At 63.4% G+C, this 24,493-nt stretch carries 19 protein-coding genes; 11 read left to right on the plus strand and 8 right to left on the minus strand.

Features of this window, described 5'->3' with window-relative positions:
• Positions 1 to 14: 14 nt before the first annotated feature.
• Entirely contained in the window at positions 15 to 986 is a 972-nt protein-coding gene (locus VGG89_01820; GenBank protein ID HEY1975269.1) for a hypothetical protein, read from the minus strand.
• A gap of 68 nt (positions 987 to 1,054) precedes the next feature.
• Here VGG89_01820 and VGG89_01825 point away from each other — a divergent pair, with 68 nt between their 5' ends.
• A complete protein-coding gene (locus VGG89_01825) occupies positions 1,055 to 2,524 on the plus strand; it encodes an alpha/beta hydrolase (GenBank protein HEY1975270.1) in 1,470 nt (489 codons plus the stop codon).
• 5 nt (positions 2,525 to 2,529) lie between these two features.
• Entirely contained in the window at positions 2,530 to 3,417 is an 888-nt protein-coding gene (bla, locus tag VGG89_01830; protein HEY1975271.1) for a class A beta-lactamase, read from the plus strand.
• On the opposite strand, the gene VGG89_01835 is transcribed toward bla, so the two are convergent.
• Positions 3,414 to 3,869: a nuclear transport factor 2 family protein gene (locus VGG89_01835; GenBank protein HEY1975272.1), complete on the minus strand. Its 456-nt coding sequence runs from the start codon at positions 3,867 to 3,869 to the stop codon at positions 3,414 to 3,416. The genes bla and VGG89_01835 overlap by 4 nt on opposite strands.
• A gap of 140 nt (positions 3,870 to 4,009) precedes the next feature.
• On the opposite strand from VGG89_01835, the gene VGG89_01840 reads away from it, so the two are divergent.
• The gene (locus VGG89_01840) at positions 4,010 to 5,521 is read left to right on the plus strand and encodes a hypothetical protein (GenBank protein HEY1975273.1); all 1,512 of its coding nucleotides are present in this window, start codon (positions 4,010 to 4,012) and stop codon (positions 5,519 to 5,521) included.
• A gap of 17 nt (positions 5,522 to 5,538) precedes the next feature.
• On the opposite strand, the gene VGG89_01845 is transcribed toward VGG89_01840, so the two are convergent.
• Positions 5,539 to 6,246 carry a peptidase E gene (locus VGG89_01845; GenBank protein ID HEY1975274.1) on the minus strand — a complete coding sequence of 236 codons (708 nt, stop codon included), beginning with the start codon at positions 6,244 to 6,246 and terminating at the stop codon, positions 5,539 to 5,541.
• A 185-nt stretch (positions 6,247 to 6,431) separates the two neighbouring features.
• On the opposite strand from VGG89_01845, the gene VGG89_01850 reads away from it, so the two are divergent.
• Genes VGG89_01850 through VGG89_01880 form a run of 7 tightly spaced genes read left to right on the plus strand, consistent with a single transcriptional unit; the run spans position 6,432 to position 16,138 of the window.
• Positions 6,432 to 7,673 carry a hypothetical protein gene (locus VGG89_01850; protein HEY1975275.1) on the plus strand — a complete coding sequence of 414 codons (1,242 nt, stop codon included), beginning with the start codon at positions 6,432 to 6,434 and terminating at the stop codon, positions 7,671 to 7,673.
• Between the two features lies 1 nt (position 7,674).
• Entirely contained in the window at positions 7,675 to 8,130 is a 456-nt protein-coding gene (locus tag VGG89_01855; protein ID HEY1975276.1) for a hypothetical protein, read from the plus strand.
• Positions 8,131 to 8,133: 3 nt separating this feature from the next.
• On the plus strand, positions 8,134 to 9,051 hold the full coding sequence (locus tag VGG89_01860; GenBank protein ID HEY1975277.1) for an AraC family transcriptional regulator: 918 nt from the start codon (positions 8,134 to 8,136) through the stop codon (positions 9,049 to 9,051).
• Positions 9,052 to 9,097: 46 nt separating this feature from the next.
• Positions 9,098 to 10,876, plus strand: coding sequence for an amidohydrolase (locus tag VGG89_01865; protein ID HEY1975278.1), 1,779 nt, complete (start codon positions 9,098 to 9,100; stop codon positions 10,874 to 10,876).
• Between the two features lies 1 nt (position 10,877).
• Positions 10,878 to 11,255, plus strand: a complete 378-nt coding sequence (locus tag VGG89_01870) for a hypothetical protein (protein HEY1975279.1) — start codon at positions 10,878 to 10,880, stop codon at positions 11,253 to 11,255.
• A 36-nt stretch (positions 11,256 to 11,291) separates the two neighbouring features.
• Positions 11,292 to 15,458 (plus strand): diguanylate cyclase, encoded by a 4,167-nt coding sequence (locus tag VGG89_01875; GenBank protein ID HEY1975280.1) that lies wholly within the window; start codon positions 11,292 to 11,294, stop codon positions 15,456 to 15,458.
• Positions 15,413 to 16,138 (plus strand): 4'-phosphopantetheinyl transferase superfamily protein, encoded by a 726-nt coding sequence (locus VGG89_01880; GenBank protein HEY1975281.1) that lies wholly within the window; start codon positions 15,413 to 15,415, stop codon positions 16,136 to 16,138. The genes VGG89_01875 and VGG89_01880 overlap by 46 nt, the downstream gene beginning before the upstream one ends.
• Here VGG89_01880 and VGG89_01885 read toward each other — a convergent pair.
• The 5 genes from VGG89_01885 to VGG89_01905 are packed head-to-tail and all read right to left on the minus strand — an operon-like array spanning position 16,130 to position 22,584.
• Positions 16,130 to 17,263: a hypothetical protein gene (locus VGG89_01885; GenBank protein HEY1975282.1), complete on the minus strand. Its 1,134-nt coding sequence runs from the start codon at positions 17,261 to 17,263 to the stop codon at positions 16,130 to 16,132. The genes VGG89_01880 and VGG89_01885 overlap by 9 nt on opposite strands.
• The gene (locus tag VGG89_01890; GenBank protein HEY1975283.1) at positions 17,241 to 18,281 is read right to left on the minus strand and encodes a hypothetical protein; all 1,041 of its coding nucleotides are present in this window, start codon (positions 18,279 to 18,281) and stop codon (positions 17,241 to 17,243) included. The genes VGG89_01885 and VGG89_01890 overlap by 23 nt, the downstream gene beginning before the upstream one ends.
• A 14-nt stretch (positions 18,282 to 18,295) precedes the next feature.
• The gene (locus tag VGG89_01895) at positions 18,296 to 19,534 is read right to left on the minus strand and encodes a cytochrome P450 (GenBank protein ID HEY1975284.1); all 1,239 of its coding nucleotides are present in this window, start codon (positions 19,532 to 19,534) and stop codon (positions 18,296 to 18,298) included.
• A gap of 7 nt (positions 19,535 to 19,541) precedes the next feature.
• Positions 19,542 to 21,323, minus strand: coding sequence for a non-ribosomal peptide synthetase (locus VGG89_01900; protein HEY1975285.1), 1,782 nt, complete (start codon positions 21,321 to 21,323; stop codon positions 19,542 to 19,544).
• 34 nt (positions 21,324 to 21,357) lie between these two features.
• On the minus strand, positions 21,358 to 22,584 hold the full coding sequence (locus VGG89_01905) for a polysaccharide biosynthesis C-terminal domain-containing protein (protein ID HEY1975286.1): 1,227 nt from the start codon (positions 22,582 to 22,584) through the stop codon (positions 21,358 to 21,360).
• A 188-nt stretch (positions 22,585 to 22,772) separates the two neighbouring features.
• Between VGG89_01905 and VGG89_01910 the strand changes: the two genes are divergently transcribed.
• Positions 22,773 to 24,437: a hypothetical protein gene (locus VGG89_01910; GenBank protein HEY1975287.1), complete on the plus strand. Its 1,665-nt coding sequence runs from the start codon at positions 22,773 to 22,775 to the stop codon at positions 24,435 to 24,437.
• Positions 24,438 to 24,493: the final 56 nt, after the last annotated feature.

Consider the following 24,493-nt stretch of genomic DNA (forward strand, 5'->3'; position numbering starts at 1 on the left):
CCGTCAAACTGGATTCAACGTTGGGGAACGGCGATGACGTCGAGGTGCCTGAAACCCTTGTAGGTGGCGATGACCGGCGGCTGACCGCCAAACCAGCTCGTGGGGCGTGAGAACACGTATACGAGATCGTTGTGCTGATCGGCGGCATAGAGAAGATTGCCCGATGCGTTCATCGCGACGCTCATAACGCTCGCCGTCGTCGCGTTGGGGGTTGAAAAATACTTCTGTTTGTTCGGCTCAGAAACAACCAAAGTTCCGGCGTTGGGATCGGTCGGCGTCACCGTGACGCCGAGATTGTCGGACGCGGTGCCGAGAAGGCTGATCGTCGGAAAGCTAAAGCATGCGCCCGCGACCCACTTACCGGAGGGTTCGCGCCGATAGATACTCGCACTGCCGAAGCTGCAGCCGCCGATGACGACGCGTGTTCCGTCGGGTACAGCGTTCACCGGGCCGGCGTATTTCAAGTTGCGGACAATCACCATGGGCACGGTCGAGGACGTTGCTCCGGCGGGATAATAATAGACCGCTTCTTGTCCGTAATCGCTCACGTACACTCCACCGGTTTCGTCGACCGAAACATTGTTCAACGCTGCGTGTCCCGGGGCGCCCGATAGCTTTGGAGCAACGAGCGCGTTCTCGAACCGGCCTTGCGGCGTAAAGACCTCGACGCAGGTACCGCAACGCTTGCCCTTAGTGATTGCCGTGTAGACGAGCCCGTTTGCATCGATGGCGAGGCCCTGGGCCGTACCGTTCTCGGGACGAAAGCGAGCGTAGATCGACGCGACGTTATTTGCAATGTGATAGACCGAGATCGATCCGTTCGAATAATTGAGGCTCCCCAGTTCTGCCGGTGGTTTCGGCAGCTTGCTTTCGCTTCTCATCGACGGCAACGGCAGCGACGGCGAAGGCTGTCCCGGAGCGATACCCTCTGACGAGCATGCTTCCAACGCAAGGGCCGCGACGATAATGAGAGCGCGTTTAATCATGGCATTGCGGGATTTGCGCGAGCGCGGAGGTCGTTCCTGGCCTCGCGTCATAGACGTTGATTAGAAGTATGCGTGCAGTTTTAACGTTTCTCTGCGTCGTCGTGCTGCTGACCGGGGTGCCGGCGCGAGCTCAGAGCTCCGCGCTGGGATTACATCTCAAGCCGTGTGGCGTCGGCAAGGCGAAGGTCCGCGCCGAATGTGGGACGTTCGGCGTGTACGAGAACCGCACCACTCAAAGCGGGCGCGTCATCGCGCTCCACCTGATCGTCATACCGGCAGCGCAGCAAACGCTTCACGCGATCACCGAAATCGCCGGTGGTCCCGGCGAAGCCGCGACGGACTTCGCTCCGGCCATCCCCGACGGCGACTTTGGAAAATCCCGCGTTACCCTACGCGAAACGTACGACTATCTGTTCGTGGACTCGCGCGGCATGGGAACGTCACACCAATTTCGATGCAACTTTGCGCCGTCCAACGATCCGGCCGCCTATTTTCGCTATCTATATCCGCCGGCGCTCGTCGCGGCATGTCGCGCTCAGAACGCGACGACGCACGATATGACCCAATACAATCACGACATCGCGGTCGACGACTTAGATGAAGTTCGCGCGGCACTGGGCTACGAAAAGCTCGTGCTCGACGGCGGCTCCGACGGTACGCTCTTCGCGCTCGACTACATGCGGCGTCACCCCGAACGCGTGGAAAGCGCCATCCTTGACGGCGTTGCACCGCCGGGATTCCAACCGGTGCCGGGCGAGCCGATGGGCGCCCAGAGGGCACTCGACGATTTGTTCGTCAAGTGCCGCACCAACGCGGCGTGTAAGGCGCGTTTTCCGCATTTCGCTCAACATTTTGCTGCCGTTCTGAAGCGATTCGACGCCGGGTCGATCCCGGTTCCCGCGAAGAACGTTGCGACGAAGAAGACGCAAACCGTGGCGCTCTCTAAGGAAGTCTTCGTCGATTCGCTGCGACACATCATGTACGACCCCTTCGGCGCGTCGTTCGTTCCGTACGTCATCGAACGTGCCTACGTCAAGGACTATGCTCCGCTGGGACGCATGATGCAATCGGTGATCGTGGGATTCTCAACCGATCTCAATATGGGCGCGTTTCTCACCTATTCTTGCGCCGACTGGATGCCGTTCATTTCCAAGAAGCAGATCGATGCCGCCAAAGCCCATTCGTTTGCCGGCGATTTGCGCTTTCGCGCGCAGCAGCGAGCTTGCAGTACCTGGAAGGTGCCGGTTGTGGCGAGCAGCTTTGCCCATCCCGTACACAGCGATGTGCCGGTGCTCATGATTCTCGGATCCGACGATCCGGCAACGCCGGCCCGCTATGGCCTAGAGGCGCTCAAGTATCTGCCCAACGGCAAGGCCGTCCTCGTGAAAGGCGGCGGCCATGGCGCGGATACGCCGTGCACCGATAAGCTCGTGCTCGCGTTCGTCAAGGCGAAGTCGGCAAAAGGACTCAAGACCAACGCTTGCAGCGCGACGTTCAGGTTACCCCCGTTCGCTACGTCGATGAAATCGTGGCCCTAAAGGCCGTGAAGCGATCGGTTTTTGTGGGCGGTGTCGCCGCGTTGCCCGGTCTCATGATTCCCGGCATCGTGCTTGCGACGGAAAGTTTCGAGCCGAGCATGCGACGGCTCGAAACGGCGACGCACGGTCGCCTAGGGGTCGCGGTACTCGACACCGGGAGCGGCGCGGTGACGGCATATAACGGCGACGACCGATTTCCGATGTGCAGCACGTTCAAGCTGCTCGCCGTTGCGGCCGTGCTGCAACGCGTCGACGCCGGAACGGAGTCGCTGGATCGCCACATCGCGTACGGGAACAAAGATTTGCTCGACTACGCGCCGGTCACGAGCAAACACGTCGCCGAAGGGTTCATGACGCTGGGAGCGCTGTGCGAAGCGGCGATCGAGCTCAGCGACAACACTGCGGCGAACGTGATCTTGAGTACGCTGGGCGGACCGCCCGCCGTCACGCGCTACGCGCGCAGCTTGGGCGATTCGGTGACGCGGCTCGATCGCAACGAGCCGACGCTCAATACGGGGATTCCCGGCGACGAGCGCGACACGACGTCGCCGCTTTCGATGGCGCGCGACGCGCAGGCCGTGCTGCTGGGGAAGGAGCTTTTGCAGGCGTCGCGCGATCGGCTGGCTGCGTGGCTCGTCGGATCGACAACCGGGTTGAATCTTGTGCGTGCGGGCATTCCGCCGACGTGGCGGGCGGGCGACAAGACCGGACTCGGCGGACAAAGAAACGCCGTGGGCGACAGCGATACGCGCAACGATATCGCAATAATCTGGCCGCCGAATCGCGCGCCGATCATCGTCACAGCCTATCTCACCGGCTGCCAGCTTCCGGGCAAACAGCGCGACGCGACCCTCGCGGCGATCGGTAAGATCGTAGCGGCGGCGCGGAGTTAGCAGTTCGACGAGGGGACTTTGCTGTACGACTCGTGCAGCAGTTCCGAAGCCCAGCGGCCGCCCTTCCAAATGAGGACGTCGGTTTGGCACTCCAGAACGTCGTAGGGCTTGTTATGCGAGATGCCGCTCACGTGCGCGCGCTCGGTGACCAGCGCGGTCGTGCCGTAAAGCCGCACGCGCGGTAGCGAGGTCACGACCGAGGTGTGCGTCCAGATTCCCGCTCGGATCGCTTGCAGAATGTCGTCCCGGCCGTTCCAGCCGCCCTTCGCGCTGACGACGATCCAGTCGCTCGCGAGAAGGCGACCCAGCGCCGTCGTGTCGTTTGCCTGCAGCGCGCGTGAGATGTTGTCGTCAAACGCAAGCGCGCTCTGCGCCGTCGGGCCCGTCGTGCCGGCCATGGCCACGCCGGCCATAATTACGGCGGCGATCATAAACACCAGAATCAGTTTCATGAAGGTATCATAACGCAGCCGGCCGCGCTGCGCGATCAGCGATGTCTCAAAACTCCGCCAGGGGGAACGAATCTCGTTAACCTTGCGTTGACGGGTTAATGGTTCAAAAAGACTTCGCGTCGTGCTATAACGGCGAAGTGATGCGCTCGAGGCTTGTTCCGGTTTTATTGTTAATTCTGGCGGGATGCCGCGGCGGCTCGGCGCCGAACGATTTTGCGCCGCAGACGGCTGCGCCGAGTACAGTGCGGCCTGCAGCGTCGCCCTTGATTACGGTGAATCCCAAGAAGCGGGGCGCGAGGGTTTTCGGTCTCGTCCTTGGCGCGAACGAGGCGACGTGGAACGATATTACGCTGTCGACGATTGCGCCGGCGTTTCGCGCGGCCGGTCTGCGCGCAACGCGCTGGCCGGGCGGTTCGGAATCGGACAACTATCATTGGAAGACCAACAGTTTGGGCGCGGGTGCGTGCAGCGGCGGCTACGTCGCCGCGCCTTCGACGCTGAGTAATTTCGTCAACGACGTGGTGCGGCCGGCGAAACTCGATTTGGCGATCACCGTGAACTACGGTTCCAATCCGCAATGCACCGACGGCGCGAGCCCGTCGGAAGCTTCCGGCTGGGTGAGTTACGCAAACAACACGATGGGTTACGGCGTGAAGTGGTGGTCGATCGGCAACGAAGAGTTCGGCGCGTCGTGGGAGACCGACATGCATCAGCCGTCGTCGACGCGGCACGATCCCGCGACGTACGCCAACTTGGTGGCGACGCAGTTCTATCCGCAGATGAAGGCCGCGTCGAAGACGCCGATCGACGTGTGCGTCGACGTCGAACCCGGGTGGTACACGGGGTGGGATCCGATCGTCCTCAAGAGAGCGAAGTACGATTGCGTCGAGCTGCATTATTATCCGCAGACGCCGGGCCAGGAAAGCGACAGCTTTATCATCGACAAGGGTGCGGCGGAACTGACGTCGACCATCGACGCGCTCAAGGCCGAACTCAAGACCGCCGGGCACTCGAACGCGCTGATCTACGTGGGCGAAATCGGGTCGGTGTATTCGACCCCCGGCAAACAGTCGATGTCGATCACGCAGGCGCTCTACGCCGGACAGGCGATCGGCGAAATGCTCGAGGACGGGGTCGCGCGGTCGACTTGGTGGTTCGGCTACGGGAACTGCGAAACCGACGGCAATATGTCGAGCGCGCTCTACGGCTGGCAAAACTTCGGCGGCTACGAAATGTTCGAAGCCGGACCGAGCAACTACGGCTGCAACGGCACGAACGTGCCGGGTAACGGAACGCTGACGCCGACCGGGCGCGCGTTTGAGGTGGCTTCGCATTTCGTGCGCGACGGCGAACGCGTCGTCGGCAGCAAGGTCGCCGGATTGCCGAACGTACGCGCGTACGCGTCGACCTACGGCAGCGGTTACGCGGTGATGCTCTTCAACCTCGACGAGAACGGCGCCGTGACCGTGCCGGTGAAGATCGAGGGAGTGGCGTCGGGCAAGGGCGGCCTGACGTGGACCTATGACAAGAGCATTTACGATTTGACGAAGAACAACGTCTGGAAGGGTCCGCGTTCGGGCAAGTTGGACGCGTGGAAGGGACACTTCACGATCGTGCTGCCGCCCTGGAGCATGGTGGTGCTGCGTACCTGACGGCTCCTCCGTCTAGCCTAACGCAGCGCTCTATGAGGTTCTGGATCGATGGTTCGGATCGTCGTTTTCGAACCGCTGCGACTGTAGGAGAAGGCTTTGGCGCCCCGGCGCTGCGAAAGCACGCGATAGAGCTTCCCCTTTCGAAAATGCAGAGCGATGTCGTCGTCAGCAGCGTATCCGTCGGCGATCTTCCCTTCTCTCAGCAGCTTTCGGATCGCGCTCTGACGCTGCGGTTCCGAATCGTAGTGCGGGCAGAAACTTCCCGGCAACCAGCCGAGACAGTCTAGCTCGCGATACACGTTCGGATACGAATCGGTGACGCCGTTCTCAAACCAGCACAGTCCGCCCGCACTCGTTCCGCCGATCACCGCTCCTCGCTCCCAGGCCTCGCGAATCGCAGTATCGATTCCCCAAGCTTTCCAAAGTAAAAGCATGTTACGCGTGTTTCCGCCGCCGACGAAGATGACGTCTTGCGCGCGCAGGTGAGCGTGCATGTCGACGACGTCGGTGCGAAACAGCGACAGCACGCTCGGCTTGCACTGGATCCTCGCGGCGGTGCGAAAGAACTGGTCGATGTTCTCCTGCGGATCGCCCGAAGCGGTAGGGAGATAGCATATGCGGGGTCGGCGCTTGTCGGCAAGGCCGACCAGGTAGCGAAAATTCGGCGTGACGGTTCCGCGTCTGCGCGTGCTTCCGCCAATGGCGACGGCGTCGTAGTTTGACATAGAGCGCACCGGTTCGACGCTCGGTACGGTCTTCTTGGTCTGATGCGGCCGGCGCAACTCCCGCTTGCTGCGCTCGCTACGCTCAGGATGACAGTGGCAACGAGAGATCGTGTTTAAAATCGGCGGAATGTGGGCGACGGGTCCTTGCGTTGCGATCTAGCATAGACGCAACGGGAGGTGACCTCATGAATCGTCGTGCGGCGTTGGGAATCTGTGCTGTTCTTGCGTTCGGAGCCTGTGCGGCGGCCGGCAATCGAGCGCTGCCTCCCGGCCAAGTTTCGGCCGCGAGCAGCCGGCACGGGTACACGATTCGCATTCTAGGGTCGCTAGGCGGCACCAACAGTGCGGCCAACAGCATCAACCGCCTCGGCTGGGCGATGGGCGTTTCGTTCCTTAGCGGTAACAACGTCATGCACGCAGCGATTTGGAAAGGACACGCCGCGATCGATCTCAAGACGCTCGGCGGTCCGAACAGCGCCATCGAGTGGCCGGTATCGAACGATAGCGGATACGCTTCGGGAATCTCGGAGACGTCCACGCCGGATCCGCTCAAAGAGAGCAAAAGTTGGGGCTGTCATGCGTTTCTTCCGGACGGCGGTAGTTCGGGCGATACGTGCGTCGGCTTCGTTTGGCACGACGGAACGATGACGGCGTTGCCGACGGCCGGCGGCAATAACGGCTACGCCGCCGGAATGAATCAAAGCGGTACCATCGCAGGGTGGGCGGAGACGAGTCAGACGGACTCGACGTGCGTGGCGCCGCAGCAGCTGCAGTTCGTTCCCGTGACGTGGAACGCGTCGACGTTGCAACTGCAGCAGCTTCCGACCCTAACGGTTAAAGGAAAGCCCGACCCCGACGGCGCCGCGACGGCGGTCAATGCCGGCGGCGAGGTCGTCGGCATCTCAGGCATCTGCGATCAGGCAGTCGGACGTTACACTGCGCGACACGCAGTCGCGTGGATACATGGCGCCGTTACGGAGCTCAAGACGATCGGCGGCCGTTCGTGGAACACGCCGACGGCGATCAACGATCGCGGACAAATCGTCGGATTCCTCAATAAGCCCGGAAAGGCCGATCGTGAGGGGAGTCCAAACTTCATCTCGGCGATGTGGAAGGATGCATCTCAGGCTCCGATTCAAATCGGAACGCTCCCCGGCGACGCGGTGAGCGAGCCGACGAGCATCAACGATCGCGGGGTCGTGCTCGGCGTATCGTTCCCCAGCTCCCACGTGTATCTATGGAAGAACCGAAAGATGACTGACTTGACCAAACTGGTCGCTGCGGCGTATCCGAAGTGGGCGCTCGTGAGCGTCGGCGGCATCAACGACGCCGGCCAAATCGCCGGGCAAGCCTGCAAGCTCGTGAAAGGGGCGTGTCCGGCGTCGAACGCTACGCTCGCAACGTTCCTCGCCACCCCGCGCCGCTGACGTGCACCTCGTACTGACGTTCCTCATCGCGGCGTGCCTAGGCCCCGTCTACCATCAGTTCGACTTTTGGGTCGGTAACTGGCGCGTGACCAACGCGCACGGAAAGCTGTTAGGGCACGACTATCTCATCAAACGCTTGAAGAATTGCACGATCTACGAAGAGTACCACGACGCCGGCGATCCAAGTGTCGGCGAAGGCTTTTCCGCGTACGATGCCGGCCGTAAGCAGTGGCATCAGTCGTTCGTCGACGATACGGGCTTCGTGCTCAATCTCGACGGCGGACTCCAAAATGGCGCCATGATGCTCGAGGGAACCGATTACGTCAACGGCAAGCCGCGGCTCAATCGTGGAACGTGGAGCAAGCGAGGCGACGCGGTCGAGGAGCTGTGGCAAACCTCCATGGACGGCGGCCGTATGTGGAAGACGCGCTTCGACGGTTGGTTTCATCGGATGTAAAAAATGAGCGTCACACCGCTCTGCCGGCGCGTGTTTATACGTTCGATGGAGGGATCGTACGTCGACAAGCGCTGGCTCGAGCGTCCGTTGGACGAGCTCTCGCGAGTCAGTTCCGAGCAACGCGGCTGGAACGGCTTTCGCGCTGCGCTGGTCGAGGTGGCCGGCGGCAAGAGCGAGCCGGTCGCGCTCGCGCGCCATAACGTGACGATGCTCGTCAGCCCGCCGCTGACGACGACCGTGATCTGCGACGACAACGCCGCCACGCGCCTGCAGCAGCCGGGGAACTTCGACATTCTGCCGGCGTACAGCTCGGTTGAGTGGACGGACGACGGCTACAGTATTTTTCTGGCGGTCGGACTGGAACATTCGTTCGTACGCGAGACGGCCGACGACATGGGAGCAGATCCGGATCGACTGGCGATCGCGCATCGTCTGACCTGCCGCGATCCGAAGATCGAGTATTTGCTGTGGGCGCTCAAAGCAGAACTCGAACAAGAGCAGCCGTTTGGGCGCATCTACGCCGACAGTTTGGGCGTCGCTTTGGCGTCGCAGCTCGTGCGGCGCTGGATCGAAGCCGACCCCAAGCCGGTAAGGGGCGGACTCCCGGAACGCACGCTCAAGCGCACCTGCGCGTACATTGAGGAGCGGCTCGCGTGCGACCTGACCCTGCACGATATCGCAGGTCAAGCGGGTTTGGGCGCATCGCGCTTCGGCGAACTCTTTAAACGCTCGACCGGAGTATCGGTGCATCGCTACGTCATTCGCCGGCGCGTGGAGCGCGCGGCAGAGCTCATCACGCGCACGCGCCTACCGCTGTGCGAGGTAGCGCTTCAGGCCGGTTTTGCCAATCAAAGTCATATGGCGCTGGCCATACGTCGATCGCTCGGCGTAACGCCCAAACGTCTACGCGACGCCTGTTGAGGCGGCTCAGAATGACAGTGAAGGTGCCGCCTCGTACTACAGGCGGATGCATGCTTGCTGCGACCGCCTGACTCGTTCAAGGTTTCTCGGCGGCCTGGGCGCGGCGTTTACCCTCGCCGGCTGTTCGAGCGGATCCAACGCCGTCATGCCGTTGGTGCCCTCGAGCGAAGTCACGGTATTGACCAACGGCAATATTATCACGCTCGGAACACCGATGCGCGCGGGCGCCGTAGCGATACGCGGCGGACGCATCTTGGCGACCGCGGCCAGCGCGGGAACGCTCGAGAAGAAGTATCCCGGCGCGCATCTTTACGACTTGGGCGGCGCGACGCTGGCCCCGGGGTTTATCGAGGCCCACGCGCACATCTCGCAAACGTTACTGGACTTGGTTTCAGCCAATCTGTCGGACGTTCGTACGCTCGACGAGCTGCACGCCCGCTTGACCAACCTGGTCGCGTCGCCGAACGGACGGCACGGTTGGGTGTACGCCCAGGGCGTGGACGAGTCGCTGCTTCATCCCCATTTCCGTCCGCCGACCCTCGGCTTTCTCGATAGCATCTCGACGACGAACCCCATTTTCATTGAAGACAGCACGGGCCATCTCTACTACGTCAATACCGCCGCGCTCGACTTCGTCAGGCGGCACACGCACGGTGCGGTGGGTCCCGGAACGACGTTCCCCGGCGGCGGACTCATCGGCGACGACGGCAACGGTGTCAAAGGGATCATCTACGAGTTTGCCACCGGTCCGTATTTGAAATACGTCAAGGACCCGACGCAGCAGGAACTCCAAAACACCATTTACGCGCTGTTAAAAAAGGCGCAGCGCAACGGCATCACGACCTGGCACGATCCGGCGGCGGGACTCTTCAGCGGGCACGTTGCCGACGACCTCAACGGGATCTACGAGCCGCTGGCTGCCAACCCGCAGACGCCGGTGCGCGTGATGAGTTCGCTCATTCTCACCGATACGGCGCAAAACAGCCCGCAACTGTTTTCCCATTCGCGGTCGCACCCGGGCGACGGTTTTTTCTACGGCAGCAGCGGCGCGCTCTGGGTGCCCGCGCTCAAGATCTGGGTCGACGGTACGCCGCAAGGCGAAACCGCGAACGTGACCGAGCCGTACCTCAGTCATCCGCCGACGACGGGGTTCTCCAACGGCCGGCTCGATTGGCGGCAACACGAGCTGGAGCACTGGCTGAAGCTGGCGCACGGCCACGGTTGGAGCGTGCTCATGCACACCAACGGCGATGCGGCGATCGACGTCGCGCTCGAGGCCGTCAAGCACGCGTACGGGCCGAAGGTGCCCGACGGATTCCGCGTGCGCTTCGAGCACTTGACCATTTCGCGCAGCGATCAGCTCGACACCATGAGGTCGATGGGGATTACGCCGACGTTTCTCAACAATCACACGTATATTTGGGGCGACGCGTTCGCGCAGCGCATCATCGGTCCGGCGCGGGCGGCTCGCTTGGATGCGGCGGGTGACTGCGTGCGCCGCAACATGATGTTCTCGTTCCACTGCGATTACGGCGTGTCGCAGCCCGAACCGCTGCGCTACATGCAGACGGCGGTCACGCGGAAAACGCGCAGCGGCACGACGATCGGTTACGATCAGAGGATCTCGCCGCTGGAAGCGCTGAAAGGATGCACGATCTATCCGGCAACGCAGCTCGGCTTTGCGGATCGCATCGGTTCCATCGAAGCCGGGAAAGACGCCGACTTCGTCGAGCTGGCGCACGACCCGCTGACGACCGCGCCCGAAAGCATCGCCGGCATCCCGGTGCTCGCCACGTGGCGGCAAGGAGCGCGCATCTCTGCTTAAGGTGGTTTTCGCACAAGTGCTGCTTGCGGTATGGCCGTTCGCCTCGGCCGCTCCGCCGACGCCGCCGCCGGTGCAAACGCCCGGTTCGAACGTCACGATTAGCACGTGTCACGCGCAACTCGATCCGCCACCGCTGCGCATCGCGTACGTGAACACGGCAAAGGCCGCGGCGACCGAGGTCGATTTCGAGGTTGACACGACCGCGGGGCCGATTCAATCCGTATCGGATCGCGGGTCGTTCGAGAGCGGAAAGCCGATCAATCACGTCTTCGCGCTTCCGGCCGGCGTGTCGCCGCTGGGGCTGAGCTCGGCTCGCTGCGTCGTTACCAAAGTGATTTACGCGGACGGTACCGCTTGGAAGAACCCCGGGCCGCCATAAGCGGAACGCGAGGCGCTTAGTTCGAAGGTCCCGTCAATGGGGCGTGGCGCCTGGAAGAACGGTTGGACTTCCAATGCGACGCTGACGATTCTGCTGTCAATCGTCGGCGCCGTAACAATTGCCGCGATGGTGACGGTCTACGTGCCGCACGCAACGTACGGCATGCAATTAGCCTGGCGCAACAACGGGTTCGGCGAACGAAATCTGGCGGTGACGTCGGTCCAGCGCGGCTCCGCGGCGGCGCGCGCGGGCTTGCAGCCCGGTGACGAGATTTTCGCCTTCGCCTCTCCCGCGGATCGCCTCGCCCTGGCGCTGCAGTCAAACCTAGGTACCGGCTGGTACCTCGCCGTCGGGCAACCCGCGTCGTTCTCAGTCGAGAACGCGTCGGGGCAGCGTCAGGTTGAGCTGCGCGCCGCGGCCGTCGACACGCATCGGCCGAAATGGTTCATGGAGGTCCGGCTGATCACGTACCTCTTGAGCGTGATCGTCGCCGGTCTGCTCGTGCTCTTTCGCCCCAGCGTCATCACCTGGGGCTTTGCATTGTTCGTGATCCTCGCGGAGCAGCCGAACATTTTGCCGCTCGAGTTTTTCGGCCAACGCGGGTCGCCGCTGCTCTTTGCAGCAGCGCTGTTCGGGTTCGTCCCGTGCGTCGTTGCCGCGGGATTTCTCGGTTTGATTGCTTTTGCGGCGCGGTTCCCGAGCAATCGTCCGCAACCGGGCTTCGCCGTAATCGAGCGCGCCGCGTGGGCGTACATGGGCGCCGTCGTGCTGGCGTTCGTCGAACACTACGTCGCGGAATGTTACGGCTGGCCGTCGTTGTCGTTCGCGGCGCTGGTGAACTGGCTCTACTACGTGCCGGCGCTGCTCGCGATCGCCCTGCTGCTCCGCACGCTGCTACGATCGCGCGGCGACGCGCGCCACCGGCTCGTTTGGGCGATCGCAGGACCGTCGTTGGGCAGCCTGTTCACGGTGGCCAACGTGATCCTCGTCGCGATGCACGTGCCGTACGCCTACGCGGCCGCGTTTGGATTCTTATCGTCGCTCTCACCGCTTGCGATGGTGTACGCGATCGTTCGGCATCGCGTCATCGAGCTCGGCGAAGGCCTCGACGAACGGTTCGCGCATGCGATTCCGCACTCGGCGCCGTCGCAGCGCAAGCCGGGCCGGCGCGAACTGGTTCGGCGCGTCGCGCTCCTGTTTTCCGCCAAGGTGCCGCTGCACGGCGTCTATGCGCAACTCGCCGGCTTGCTCGCGCACTTCGTCGACGCCAGCAGCGTGCTGATCGCGGTCGGCAATAAAGACACCGCGCGCTTAGACTACAACTACGAAGACGGCTCGGGTGCGCGGCCCGATAACGTCATCGTGCCGCCCGACAGCATCGTGGCGCAGGTGCTGCGAACGGGTCAGCCGGTGCTCTTTTGCCGCGAAGAAGATTGGCCCAGCAGCAAGCTGGTAAGCGTCGGCGGGCGCGAGACGCAAAATTCGGTTTCGGGCATCTTCGTGCCGGTTACTTTCGGCGGAACGATCATCGGCGCGCTCAGCGTGCAATCTTTGACGCCGGACGCCTACGATCAAGACGACGTCTCGATGATGGAGACCTGCGCGCTCTATTTGAGCGCGCGTATGTACGACGAGGAACGCGCCGCGCACCGCCGCACGGGGCTCGTCGATCGCATCGCGTTCGATCGGGCGATCGCCGAACAATGGAAGCTCTCGGGGCGCACGGAGAAACCGCTGAGCGTCGTGCTGATCGACGTCGATTTGTTTGCTTCGTTCAACGACGCCTACGGCCACGTTGCCGGCGACACGTGTCTGCGGCAAATCGGCGGTATCGTCGAAGCGAGTGCAAAACACGAAGGCGACCTTGCCGCGCGATACGGGGAAGAAGAGTTCGCGGTGCTGCTTCCCGGCTGCGACGCCCCCGACGCGATCGAGATCGCCGAGCAGATCCGCACGGCAGTGCGGGCGCTGGAAATCGAACACCAAGGATCGACGTTGGGAGCGGCCAGCGTGAGTGCCGGTGTCGCCACGTACGTTCCCGATGCGGCGCATCCGCCCGAGATCGTTATGGCCGCGGCAAACGCGCAGCTGCAGCGCGCCAAGGGCGAAGGACGCAATCGCGTCGCGGCCGACGGCTATGGCTCGAAGGCGCAAGAAGCGCGACGCCGCTCGACGGCGGAGCATCACGTCGCCCACGACGCAGGCTCGTTTGTTGGACGGCGATCGGATCTGGCGCGGTTAGAGCAACTGCTCGCAGAGAGCGCCGTGGTAACGGTGTTGGGGCAAGAGGGCGCGGGCAAGACGCGCACCGCACTTGCGCTCGTGCAGCGGTGCGGAGCCCGGTATCCCGACGGCGTGCGATTCGTCGATCTGCGCGCCGTCACGACGGCCGACGCCGTAGCCGGTACCGTTGCGTCGACGCTTTTTCCCGGACTCGAGCTCGAAGGCGCCGATGCCGCGCAGCTCGCCGAGCTGTTGCGCGGAAAAGAGCTGCTGCTGGTGCTCGATAACTCGACGCTCGTCGCCGATGCTTGCGCGTCGCTGACGAAGAGTCTGATCGCGCGCGCGCCGGGCACGCGCGTGTTGTGCACGACGAGCCGCCCGCTGCGGCTGGCCGAGGAGAAGACCTACGAAATCGGCGAGCTCAGCGCTGACGAAGCGCGCGAACTGTTCGCCGACCGCGCGGGAGATAAGATAGACGGTGCATTCGAGCGCGCCGGCGGCATGCCGCTCGTCGTGGAGCTCGCGGCGGCCGCGCCCGAACGACTGCCGGAGGCGCCCGAGGACGTGCAAGCGATGGTCGAGTGGAGCTGCGACCGTCTTTCCGCGCCGTATAAAGCAGTCGCGTATCGCCTCGGCATCTTCCCCGGCGATTTTGGCGAGGCGGCGGCCGCGTCGGTGTGTGCGGGCGGCGACGTCTCGAGCGACGATGCCGGCGCGGCACTCGACGCGCTGGTCCGTCGGGCATTGGCAATTTGCACCGAACGCGACGGCGAGCGACGCTACTCGCTGCCGCCGGCGGTGCGTCAGCACGCGCGCGCGGCGTTGGCGGCGTCGGGCGAGATGCCCGCGGTCAAGAAGCGCTTCGTGGAGTATTTCGGCGCGTTCGCCGGACGTGCAACGTCGCGCAAGACGGAGCTTCCCTACGAAGCGTGGCTGCGCGCGCAACGCCGTGAGTTCGACAACTATCGCGCCGCGCTGCGCTTGGCGATCGACGAGGTGGACGATCCCACGGCCGCCTCGTACGTATTACGGTCGCTCGCGGGATTGATTCTCGATCTCTCGCCCGGCAGCGAGTTCGCCAACGAGCTGCGGCGCGTAGTGCGTCCCGGCGATCTGCCGGCGACGGTCGAAGCCGGATTGCAGATGGCCTTGTCGGAGCTGCGGCGTTTCCGCGCGCCGGCCGAATCGCTGCGCTCGGCGCGTCGGGCGCTCGAATTGTACGCGAGCTCGGGTGACGAACTCGGCGCCGCATACGCACTGTGGCTGTCGGCGGCGGCGCAACTGCGCGAGCGCGGCGGCATCGACGCCGCTTTCGAGCGCGCGCTGATCGACGGCGTGCAGGCCGCGAAACGCGCGCGCGATTGGCATCTTGCGGTCGGGCTGATGCGCAACCTGGCGTACGTGCAGTCCGATGCCGGACGCCACGAAGAGGCGCGCAAAACGTTGCGCGAAGCCGCGCTGGTGGCCGATCCCACCGACGTCGTGATGCTCGCCGCACTCTACGGCAACACGGCGCTGGAAGAGTTTCGCGACGGCAAGATCGATACGGCGATCGCGATGTGGCGCCAGGCGGCCGCGCTGGTCGAAGTGGTGCGCCCGGCGTACGCTGCGCTTTGTTTTGTGAACGCGGGCTTGGGCGAGCTCAAACGCGGCGACTTGATGGCCGCGCGCATCGCGCTGCGCAAAGGTTTAGCGACGTTGCGCGCTACGGGTCATGCGTTCGGCATCGCGCTGAGTTTCGATCACTTCGCGCGCCTGGCGAAGGCGGGCGCGTCATACGAGCGCGCGGCTCGTCTGGCCGGTTTCGCGCAAGCGTCGTTCGAACGCGGCGTCTCGCGGCCGGTCACGGAACAAGGCTTGTTCTACGAATTGACCGACGAACTGCGCCGGGAACTGGGTAATGCCGCGTACGAGCGGGAATGGAATCGCGGCCAGTGGATGACCTTAGACGAGGCAGTTTCGGAAGCGCACGCGGTGTAGCCGCGGATGCGTGGATGCTCTTTCTCGACGAACTCGACGGCCGCGCACTGCGCGAACGATGTCTACCGTGGCTCGCTTCCGACGAAGTAGCGCGGTATCGCGCCCTGTCGACCGATCGATTGCAATTGCGCTATCTTGCGAGCATCGCGCTGTGCCGCCGGTCGCTGTCGCAGTATGCGCCGGTCGATCCGCCGGCATGGCGGTTCAGGCGAAGTGTGTCCGGCAAACCGGCGATCGCAGCGCCGCTGCAACGCCCGTCGCTACGGTTTAGTCTGTCGAGAACCGACGGACTTGCGGTCTGTCTCGTTACATCGGCGGGGGCGGCAGGTGTGGATGTGGAGAGCACGTCGCGAACCGTCGACACGGCCGCCGTCGCGCGAGACTTCCTTTCCGCAGCGCAACGTCAGCAACTCGAGACGTTGCCGCCGGTCGAACAAACGCGAAGCCTCTTTAAGCTTTGGGTGCTGCACGAGGCGTATGTGAAAGGCACGGGGAGAGGGCTAGGCGCAACGCCCGAGCGGGTACGCGTCGGGTTCGGCGCCGGCGGCGCTCCGCTGCCGATGGGAAACTGGCGGCTGTTCTTTTACGAGCCCAGCGCAACGCACGTCGCAGCGGCGGCCATACGGCCGCGCGACGGCGCCGACGTTACCGTTACCTGGCTACGAGCGAGCTTATTCTAAACTCGCGTCGCCGTCAAAGACCGACGGGTCCCAAGCGGACTCACGCTTTAGCTCGGTCGCGAGGCGCTCGTCGCCCGCGCGATAGAAGAACGGCCAGTTGTCCAGCGTTCGGACGTAAGGCGCGCATCGGTCTAAGCCGCACATCTTAGGAACGTCTCGCCCGGGATTCTCGAAGACGCCGACATCGTCGCGCGCGCTCATCTCAAGCGCGGCGTGAAGCAGATCGGGTAAGAGATCGACGTCCTCGCCGAGGGTTTGGTAATCGACCAGACGCATTGCTCGCAGCGGCGAGCGCGGTTGGCGTTTGCAAATGCAGTACGCGAGCATGCGACCGTTACGAGAAGCGGTCAAGATCCACAGTCGCCCGTCGCGAAGCGGGCGTGAGAAGTGCCACGACAGCGTCGCGGCGTCGCGCACTGCCAATAACGTTTCCGGCCGGCGGCGGCAAAGTTCGCCCCAAAATGCGTCGAACCGCGCGTCGAAACCGTCGAGCGCTTCGACCGTAACGTTAGCATTGCGGGTAGGAAGCGGTTTTCGACTGAGGGCATCGGTTAGGCGCAACGCCGCTCCGGCGGGGATGGCGAGCGCGCCGGCAAACGGGAGCTTCCGCCGCACCAGTGCCTGCTTTGCGACGACGCGATGCGCGGCAATCCAGTACGAAACCTTGTTCCATTGACCGACGGGAATGCGGCCGGCACAGTGTTCGAGTAGTCCAAACGCCAACGGCCCGGCGGTGGTGCTGATGCAGACGTCGGCCGACGCCTGGTTGAAGTATTCGTCTAAGAGCAATAACGCGAGTCCGCGATACGGTGGGGCGACGACCCATCCGCGGCTGTTGGCAGCGATCAGACGCTCTCCGCGAAACGCGTACGATGACGGCACGTTCGAAAAGGAGCCGACGATCTCGCCGCCGCCGGCTTCGAGCACCCATCCGATCGGCCAACCGTTGCCAAGCCGCTCCCACAACGGGTTGTGTATCCAAAGATCGCGCCAGTCGTCGAGCGACACGACCGCAAACGAATAAGCCTCGCCCAAGCGCATGATGCCTTCGTAGTCCGAAAACCGCGCTTCACGAAGCTGCGGAGCAGCCGGAGGCGCCGCGCTACTCGAAGCTGACGTCTCCATCGTATCCTGAGGGATCCCAGCGCTCCGGCCGGCGCAGCTCGCCGTCGAGCGCCGCATCGGCCGCACGGTAATAGAACTTCCAGTTCTCCAACTCTTCGCAATGCGGAGCGCATTCGTCGACGACGCGCATCTTCGGTACGCCGCGCCCGAGCATCTCGAGAATATCGAGATCCTCGCTTCGGCAACGCTCGAGCGCGGCGCGAAGGAAATCGGGCAAGAAGTCGATCTCCGGTTCGATGCTCTGATAGTCGACGAGGCGCATGCCGGGAAGCTGCGTATCGCCGTAAGGCAACGCCGGTAGCCGAAAGGCGTGATCTTGACGGGTCAACGTGCAATACGCGCGAAGATTGCCGCCGCGCGACGCCGTAAACGTCCAAAGACGTCCCTTGCGCATCGGAGCGGCGAAATGCCAACTCAAAACGTCGGCGCTGCGATCGGCCAAAAGCACGTCGGGGTTTTGCCGGCGAAGCTCTTTCCAGAACGTATCGAACCGCGAATCGAAGCGATCGACGGCTTCAATCGTCGGAGAACTCGTGCTGCGCGGGAGCTCTTTGGCAAGCGTTGGGTGTCGCGTTACCCAATACGAGATTCTGTCCCAACGTCCCAGCGGAACGGGACTGCAAAACTGCGCAAACGCGTCGTGGGCGGGGGCGCTGACGGCATTGTTGAGCACGAGGTCGACGCCTGGCTGATTGAGGTATGCGTCCATGAGCTCGAGCGCCATCGGCCGATACGACGGGTAAACGAACCACGCGCGGGCTACGGCCGCAGTCAGATCTTGGCCGCGAAACGTGTACGGCGCGTGCACGGTGCCCATGCATCCGACCATCTCGCCGCGCTCGGTTTCCAACACCCACCCGATCGGATAATCTTTTCCCCGTCGAGTCCGCACCGGATTGTCGCGCCACAAACCGCTCCAATCTTCGAACACGGGAACGTCGAGTCCATGGGCGCGCGCCAACCCCGCAATGCGCTCGTAGTCGCGCAACGCGGCCGGGCGCAAGCGCGTCGGTGCCATCGATTCGGCGACCTTCACGATCCGGTTTCGTAGGAAATCGGCAGGGTGGTCAAACCGCGCAGCCCGAGGTTTTGGCGCCACACGGGCTTCTCGCACGTCGACGTCAAGGTGGAGAACCGGCGCAGCAGCGTTTCGAATGCGATCTGCCCTTCCAGACGCGCCAGCGGTGCTCCGAAGCAAAAGTGCGCGGCCCACCCGAATGCCAGATGCCGATTATCCGTTCGATCGAAATCGACGCGATCGGGTTCGGGGAATCGCTCGGGATCGCGGTTTCCGGCTGCCATGACGGCAATCACCGCGTCGCGTTTGCGCATCTGCTTGCCGCCCAGGGTCACGTCGCGCGGAGCGAGACGCGCCGTGAGCTGGCTCGGGCTTTCGTATCGCAGCAGCTCTTCGACGGCTGCCTTCACGAGCTGCGGTTCCCGGCGCAGACGCTCGAGTTGCTCGGGGTTACGCAAAAGCGTCAGCAGGCCGTTGCCGATCAAATTCGTGGTCGTCTCTTGTCCGCCGACCATCGTGACGATGCAGTTCGCGACGATCTCGTCGTCGCTCAAACGATCTCCGTCGACTTCGCTCGATAAAAGAGAATGAACCAGTCCGGGCCGCGGGCGCTTTCGCTGCTCTCGAACGGCGTTATGAAAGTAAGTGGTAAGGTTTTCGACGGCTTCCAAAACGCCGCCGAGCAGGTCGGGATTGTGTTGGAAGTTTCCGAGCATTCCGGCAAAGGCAGCCGACCAATCCTTGAGCCGAGGGTGGTCTTCGACCGGAACGCCGAGCATTTCGGCGGTCACGATCGCCGGCAACGGCTCGGCGAAGTCGGCGAGCGCGTCCATCGTGCCGGTGCCTCGCGCTACGATCTCGTCGACGAGCCGGTTTGCTATCTGTTCGATATGATCGCGCAGCAAACGCACGCGCGCCGGCATAAAAGCGGGTGCGGCGAGCGTTCGCAATCGGGTGTGAGCCGGCGGATCCATGAACAGCATCTGTTTGACCATCACCTTGGCGACCGGACTCACCTCGGGGACGCCTAAGGTCTCGAAGTACTCGGGCGGGGGCGTGCGATCCGCCGAAAAACGCGTCAAGACGGTTATCACGTCCTGGTAGCGAGTGACGACCCACGCGTGGAGATAGGGATCCCAATGCACCGGGTCTTCGCTGCGAAGCCGCCGATAGAGCGGATAGGGATCGGCCAGCACGTCCGGATCCAGCAGGTAATGGAGGCTCAGGTCTTGCTCGGCTACCTTACCGTACACGACATACCTAGGCGTACGTCCCGGTTTTCAAGCGCGTCACTTCGGTGGACAACGCCGCGACGGTCGGCGCGGTAAAGACCTGGCGAAGCGTGAGCTTTACACCGAACGCGTCGTGGATTCGCGCCACAAGTTGCACGGCAAGCATGGAGTGGCCGCCGATCAAGAAGAAGTTGGCTTGCGGGTCGATGGACGATTGCTCCAGCAGGGATCCGACCATGGTTGCGATATCCCGCTGCACGCCTTCGTCGGGCGGCGCCGCCGTCGCAGAATCGCCCGAATCGTTCGGCAGGCGATTCGCTTCGCACGGAAGCGGAAGCCCGGATCGATCGAGCTTGCCGTTTGCGGTTTGCGGGAGTGACGGCAGCGATACGAACGATGAGGGAATCATATACTCGGGCAGCTTGGCTGTAAGTGCCGTACGCAAACCGGTCGCCGTGAGACGCGCTCCATCGGCGGCGACGACGTAAGCGACGAGCGCCGGATCGGCCGGCGACGCGGTGCGTGCGACGACCGCGCTGCACGCCACGCCGGTACATTCGTTGAGGCGCGCCACGATTTCGCCCGGCTCTACGCGATGTCCGCGAATCTGCACTTGGTCGTCGAGGCGCCCGAGAAACTCGATTTCGCCGTTTTCGAGCAGTCGCGCGCGGTCGCCGGTGCGATAGATGCGCTGCAACGATCCGCCGGCGCCGGTATATTCTACAAACGCCTTTGCGGTGGCGTCGGGCAGATGCCGATACCCACGGGTGACGAGCGCGCCGGCCAAACACAACTCCCCGGCGTGACCCGACGGCACGGCGTTGAGTTCTTCGTCGAGAATCAGCGCCGTTGCGTTGGTAATCGGACGCCCGATCGAGGGGCGTTCGTTCGTGTCTTCGGGGGACACGACGCCGGACGTCGCGACGACCGTACACTCCGTCGGCCCGTAGTTGTTGACCAGAGCGAAAGGCAGCTCGCGATTGGGCCGGCGGCGCAGTACGTCTCCACCGGTCAGTAGGTAGCGCAGACGCGTGTTTTCCGGCCACGACATGGCGATCATCGGTTCCGCGAGGATCGTCGGAACGAAACCGATCGTAATGCGTTGCTCGACAAGCCACTGCTGCAGTTGATCGGCCGATCGCCGTACCTCTTCGCCCGCGACGACGATCGCTGCTCCGGCCGCAAGATATGGCCAGATCTCCCACACGGCGGCATCGAAGCCAAGGCCGGCGACCAAGCTGGCACAGTCAGCCGAGGTGACGTCAAACGCTCGCCGATGCCAATCGATCAAGTTGGCGAGGTTTGCGTGGGTGACTTCCACGCCTTTGGGTTGCCCCGACGAGCCGGACGTATAAATAATGTAGGCGACGCTTTCCGGGTCGGGTTGCGCAACCGTGAAGCGCGAAGTGTCAAGCGCAGGCAGGTCGTCGACGTCCACCGTCAGCCACGAGCCCTGCGGTAAACGATCCATTCGGTTCGGCTGCGTGACCAGCGCGGTCGCGCCCGCGTTTTCGAGAATGAATGCCGCTCGATCGACCGGCGTCGAAGGGTCGAGCGGCACGTAAGCCGCGCCGGCTTTTACGATGCCCAGCGCAGCGACCACGAAGCGAGCGGATCGCTCGACGAGCACGCCGGCGCAGCGCCCCGGACCCACCCCCGCTTCGCGCAGGCGCATCGCAAGCCGGGTCGATTTTTCGTCGAGCCCGGCATACGTCAAGCGCTCGCACGCATCGGCTACCGCGACGCTCTCGGCCGCAGAGTCGTCCCGTCTCGAACGGATGATGTCCACGATCTCATAGTAGGTCTGCAAGCGACGCCTCGTTAGGGGAGAACGTCCCCTATAGTCAAGTTCCTAAGGGTAACCGGAGTAGGTTTCCAACGAGGTTCCGGTACGGTATCACGTCGTTTCTGGTCGCCAGGAAGAGCCGGCTCGGAGCGATTCCGGTTCGACGGACAAAATACGCAGCAGCGAGCGCGAGCGATATCACGTACGATATCGACGTCGCGATCGCACCGCCGGCGATGCCGAAGATCGGCAGCATCGCCACCGTCGCCACGGCGCAAATCACGAGTGAGACCACCCGAAAGGCGAGCACGAGCCGCGGCTCACCGACTTGCTGCAAGAAGAAGGACGTGAGCGCACCGATCGTGCTGTAGGCCACGACTCCCGGCAAGAGCAGCCACGTTACCAGCACCGCCCCCTCGAAGGCTCGTCCGTAGAGAAGCGGGACGAGGAACGGGGCGGCGACGGCAATGCATCCCGCGCCGGCGATCGATAATGCGAAGCAGTGGCGCATGCACGTCGCCGTCGCCTGTGCGGCCTGCGCTTCGCTTCCGCGCGCAATGCGCCCGAAGCATGCGGTATTGATGGCGCGGCTGATCTCCCACAGGAGTTCCCCGATCGCGATCCCGATCGAATAGATGCCAAGCTGGGCATTTCCGAGCATCGCCATGATAATGAATACGTCGATCTTGAAGTTGAGAAAGGCGGCCGCGTTCGTCAGGCTGCTTTGAAACGCGTACCGGAGCTGTTCGAGCAGCAACGGTCCGCGATCCTCACCGGTCGTCCCCGACGAGTACCGGCCCAAGCGCAGCAGCGAGTAGCACGAGGCCGCTACGAAGCCTGCAACCCAGATCGCAAGCAGCACTCCTAGCGGCGCCCGATCGAAAACGAGTAAGGGAATGTAGAGCAGCACCGCGCCGACTCCCGGAAACAGTTGCGCCACGACAACGGTTCGAACGTCTCCGTCGGCGAGGAAAAAGCCGGTCGACGTTTGCGCAAAGAGCGCAAACGGCACGGCCGCAGCGACCCAGAACAGAACGCCTTGCCCCGGTACGAACCACGCGATTGCGGCCAGGACCGCAATGGCGGCAAGACACGTGCCGGCCCAGATCGCGAGCATCGCGCGCGTAACGGCCGCCGGCGAGCGATGGCGTTTGGTGTATTGCCACGCTACCGCCGCACTTTGACCGTTCATCACGAGCACGAGCATCAACGCCGCGTTCGCATAGGTAAAAAGTCCCTTACCGGACGCTCCTAACGTGCGCGCGATGACGATCGAACCGACCACGGCAACCGCTCGGATAGCGGTTCTGGTTATAAAAGTCTCGAGACTTCGTTTTCCGACGTCGCTCACGGTAGGGTTTAGCTGTACCCTATAACGATGACCGGGACGCAACTGCCATTGGTCCCGCCCCCTAAGGTCCTAGTCGCGCTTCCACATCAGCCCGGCGTTTCCGAAGGGTCATCGGTGCCATTATGGCGGTGATTATGCTGCAGTACGGTGTCGTTGCCGGCGGCCGGCTCAAAGCGTGGGAGCTCGAGTGCGTCCGCAACATCGAAATGCGCCGTTTGGCGCGCTTGCGCTGCGCGATTGCCTGCGCAGCGCCCGCGCCGCCGGCGGCGGCTCCTTACGAACGATTGTGCGCCGCGACCGTCGCGTCGTCCCAACGCGTCGTCGCGCCCGACGAACTGGCGCGGCGGAGCGATGAATTTATTACCTTGGACTCCGACGATTCGGGCGCAGAGTGGCAGCGGCATCTGCGCGATCTCGCACTCGATTTCATTTTGGTTTTCGGCGACGTCGAACTCGGCGACGCCGCACAAAGCGCTCGCTACGGCGTGTGGCGCTTCGTTTACGGCGATCCCGCGCGTTTTCGCGCGGCCGTGCCGGGGTTTTGGGAGATGTACGCGGGCCACGACGTCACGTCGGCGGCTCTCGTCAGGACGAGCGCCGGCGCGGAGACCGTGCTGAAGTGCGGGCATCTCGGCACGGTGAAGGCTTCGTTCTCGCGTAACGTAGACGCCATTTGCAAGGCGATGGCGGCGTGGCCGTCGATGGTCTGCGCGAACGGAGTCGAGGATACGGCGGCGGAGGCCGCCGGTTCGGCGGCGGTGCAGCCGCGCGTCCGGTACGGTTGGCCTACCGCGCTCGAAACGGCGCTGCTTAGTTCGAGCGAGGCCGGCGCGCGAACGTTCGAGTACCTCCGCAGCCGGCTTTTTTCCGTCGACTGGAATGTGGGGATCGTGCGGGAATCGCCGAGCGATTTCATCGGACGTAACGCGCGACCGAAACCGCGATACCTCTTTCCCGCCAAAACGCACACGTATCTTGCGGACCCGTGCGTGGTACGTTTAGGCGCGCGTACGATGCTATTTTGCGAGCAGTTCGATCACCGGCACAACCGCGGCATCTTGGTGTCGAGCGAATTCGCGTGCAATCGCGCGGCGGAACCCACCGTCGCGATCGAAGAGCCGCACCACTTGTCGTATCCTCACGTGTTCGAGCTGAATGGGGCGTTGTATTGCATCCCGGAGTCGGGTCACGCGAACAAAATCTGTCTCTACCGCGCGAACGAATCGGTCGACCGATGGCATTACGTGCGCACGCTGGTCGACAACTTCGCGGGAGTCGACAGCACCGTCGTGCGGCACGACGGAAAATGGTGGCTATTCTGCACGAGCGCAGAAGCGGTAGAGCGCGGCTTCAACTCACACCTCTACGTGTGGTACTCCGACGACCTTTTTGGAACGTGGAAGCCGCACGCACTCAATCCCGTAAAGATCGACGCTCGCTCCGCACGTTGCGCTGGCGCGTTCTTCACGCACGAGGGTGCTCTCTACCGCCCAGTCCAGGATTGCGCCGCGTCGTACGGAGCCATGATCCACATCGAGCGCATCGAGAAGTTGACGGAGCGGGAGTTCGAGGAAACGACCGTCGGAACGATACGACCGCCGGGAGGCCGGTATCGCAGCGGAATTCATACCATTTCCGCCGCGGGAGACGTTTGCGTCGTCGATGCAAAGCGCTACGTGTTCAGTCCGTGGCGCATCGGTTTTGCGCTGCGCCGCCTAGGACGCCGAACCGCCCGCGCCGTCACCGGAATAGCCCTGTCGGGCGAGGAGTTCGGTCCGCTGCGGTAGGGGGCCGGGGATTTTGGCGTAGACGTCATCGAACAGTGCGTCATGGAATTCGACCG

The organism is Candidatus Baltobacteraceae bacterium (genome assembly GCA_036488875.1).
In the GTDB taxonomy this organism is placed as follows: Bacteria; Vulcanimicrobiota; Vulcanimicrobiia; order Vulcanimicrobiales; family Vulcanimicrobiaceae; genus JAFAHZ01.

Excerpts from the sequence above, each read along its gene's own strand:
- VGG89_01820 (HEY1975269.1), bottom strand. The coding sequence starts at position 986 with ATGATTAAACGCGCTCTCATTATCGTCGCGGCCCTTGCGTTGGAAGCA.
- VGG89_01825 (HEY1975270.1), top strand. The coding sequence starts at position 1,055 with ATGCGTGCAGTTTTAACGTTTCTCTGCGTCGTCGTGCTGCTGACCGGG.
- VGG89_01835 (HEY1975272.1), bottom strand. The coding sequence starts at position 3,869 with ATGAAACTGATTCTGGTGTTTATGATCGCCGCCGTAATTATGGCCGGC.
- VGG89_01840 (HEY1975273.1), top strand. The coding sequence starts at position 4,010 with ATGCGCTCGAGGCTTGTTCCGGTTTTATTGTTAATTCTGGCGGGATGC.
- VGG89_01845 (HEY1975274.1), bottom strand. The coding sequence starts at position 6,246 with ATGTCAAACTACGACGCCGTCGCCATTGGCGGAAGCACGCGCAGACGC.
- VGG89_01850 (HEY1975275.1), top strand. The coding sequence starts at position 6,432 with ATGAATCGTCGTGCGGCGTTGGGAATCTGTGCTGTTCTTGCGTTCGGA.
- VGG89_01860 (HEY1975277.1), top strand. The coding sequence starts at position 8,134 with ATGAGCGTCACACCGCTCTGCCGGCGCGTGTTTATACGTTCGATGGAG.
- VGG89_01865 (HEY1975278.1), top strand. The coding sequence starts at position 9,098 with ATGCATGCTTGCTGCGACCGCCTGACTCGTTCAAGGTTTCTCGGCGGC.
- VGG89_01875 (HEY1975280.1), top strand. The coding sequence starts at position 11,292 with ATGGGGCGTGGCGCCTGGAAGAACGGTTGGACTTCCAATGCGACGCTG.
- VGG89_01885 (HEY1975282.1), bottom strand. The coding sequence starts at position 17,263 with ATGGAGACGTCAGCTTCGAGTAGCGCGGCGCCTCCGGCTGCTCCGCAG.
- VGG89_01890 (HEY1975283.1), bottom strand. The coding sequence starts at position 18,281 with ATGGCACCGACGCGCTTGCGCCCGGCCGCGTTGCGCGACTACGAGCGC.
- VGG89_01910 (HEY1975287.1), top strand. The coding sequence starts at position 22,773 with ATGGCGGTGATTATGCTGCAGTACGGTGTCGTTGCCGGCGGCCGGCTC.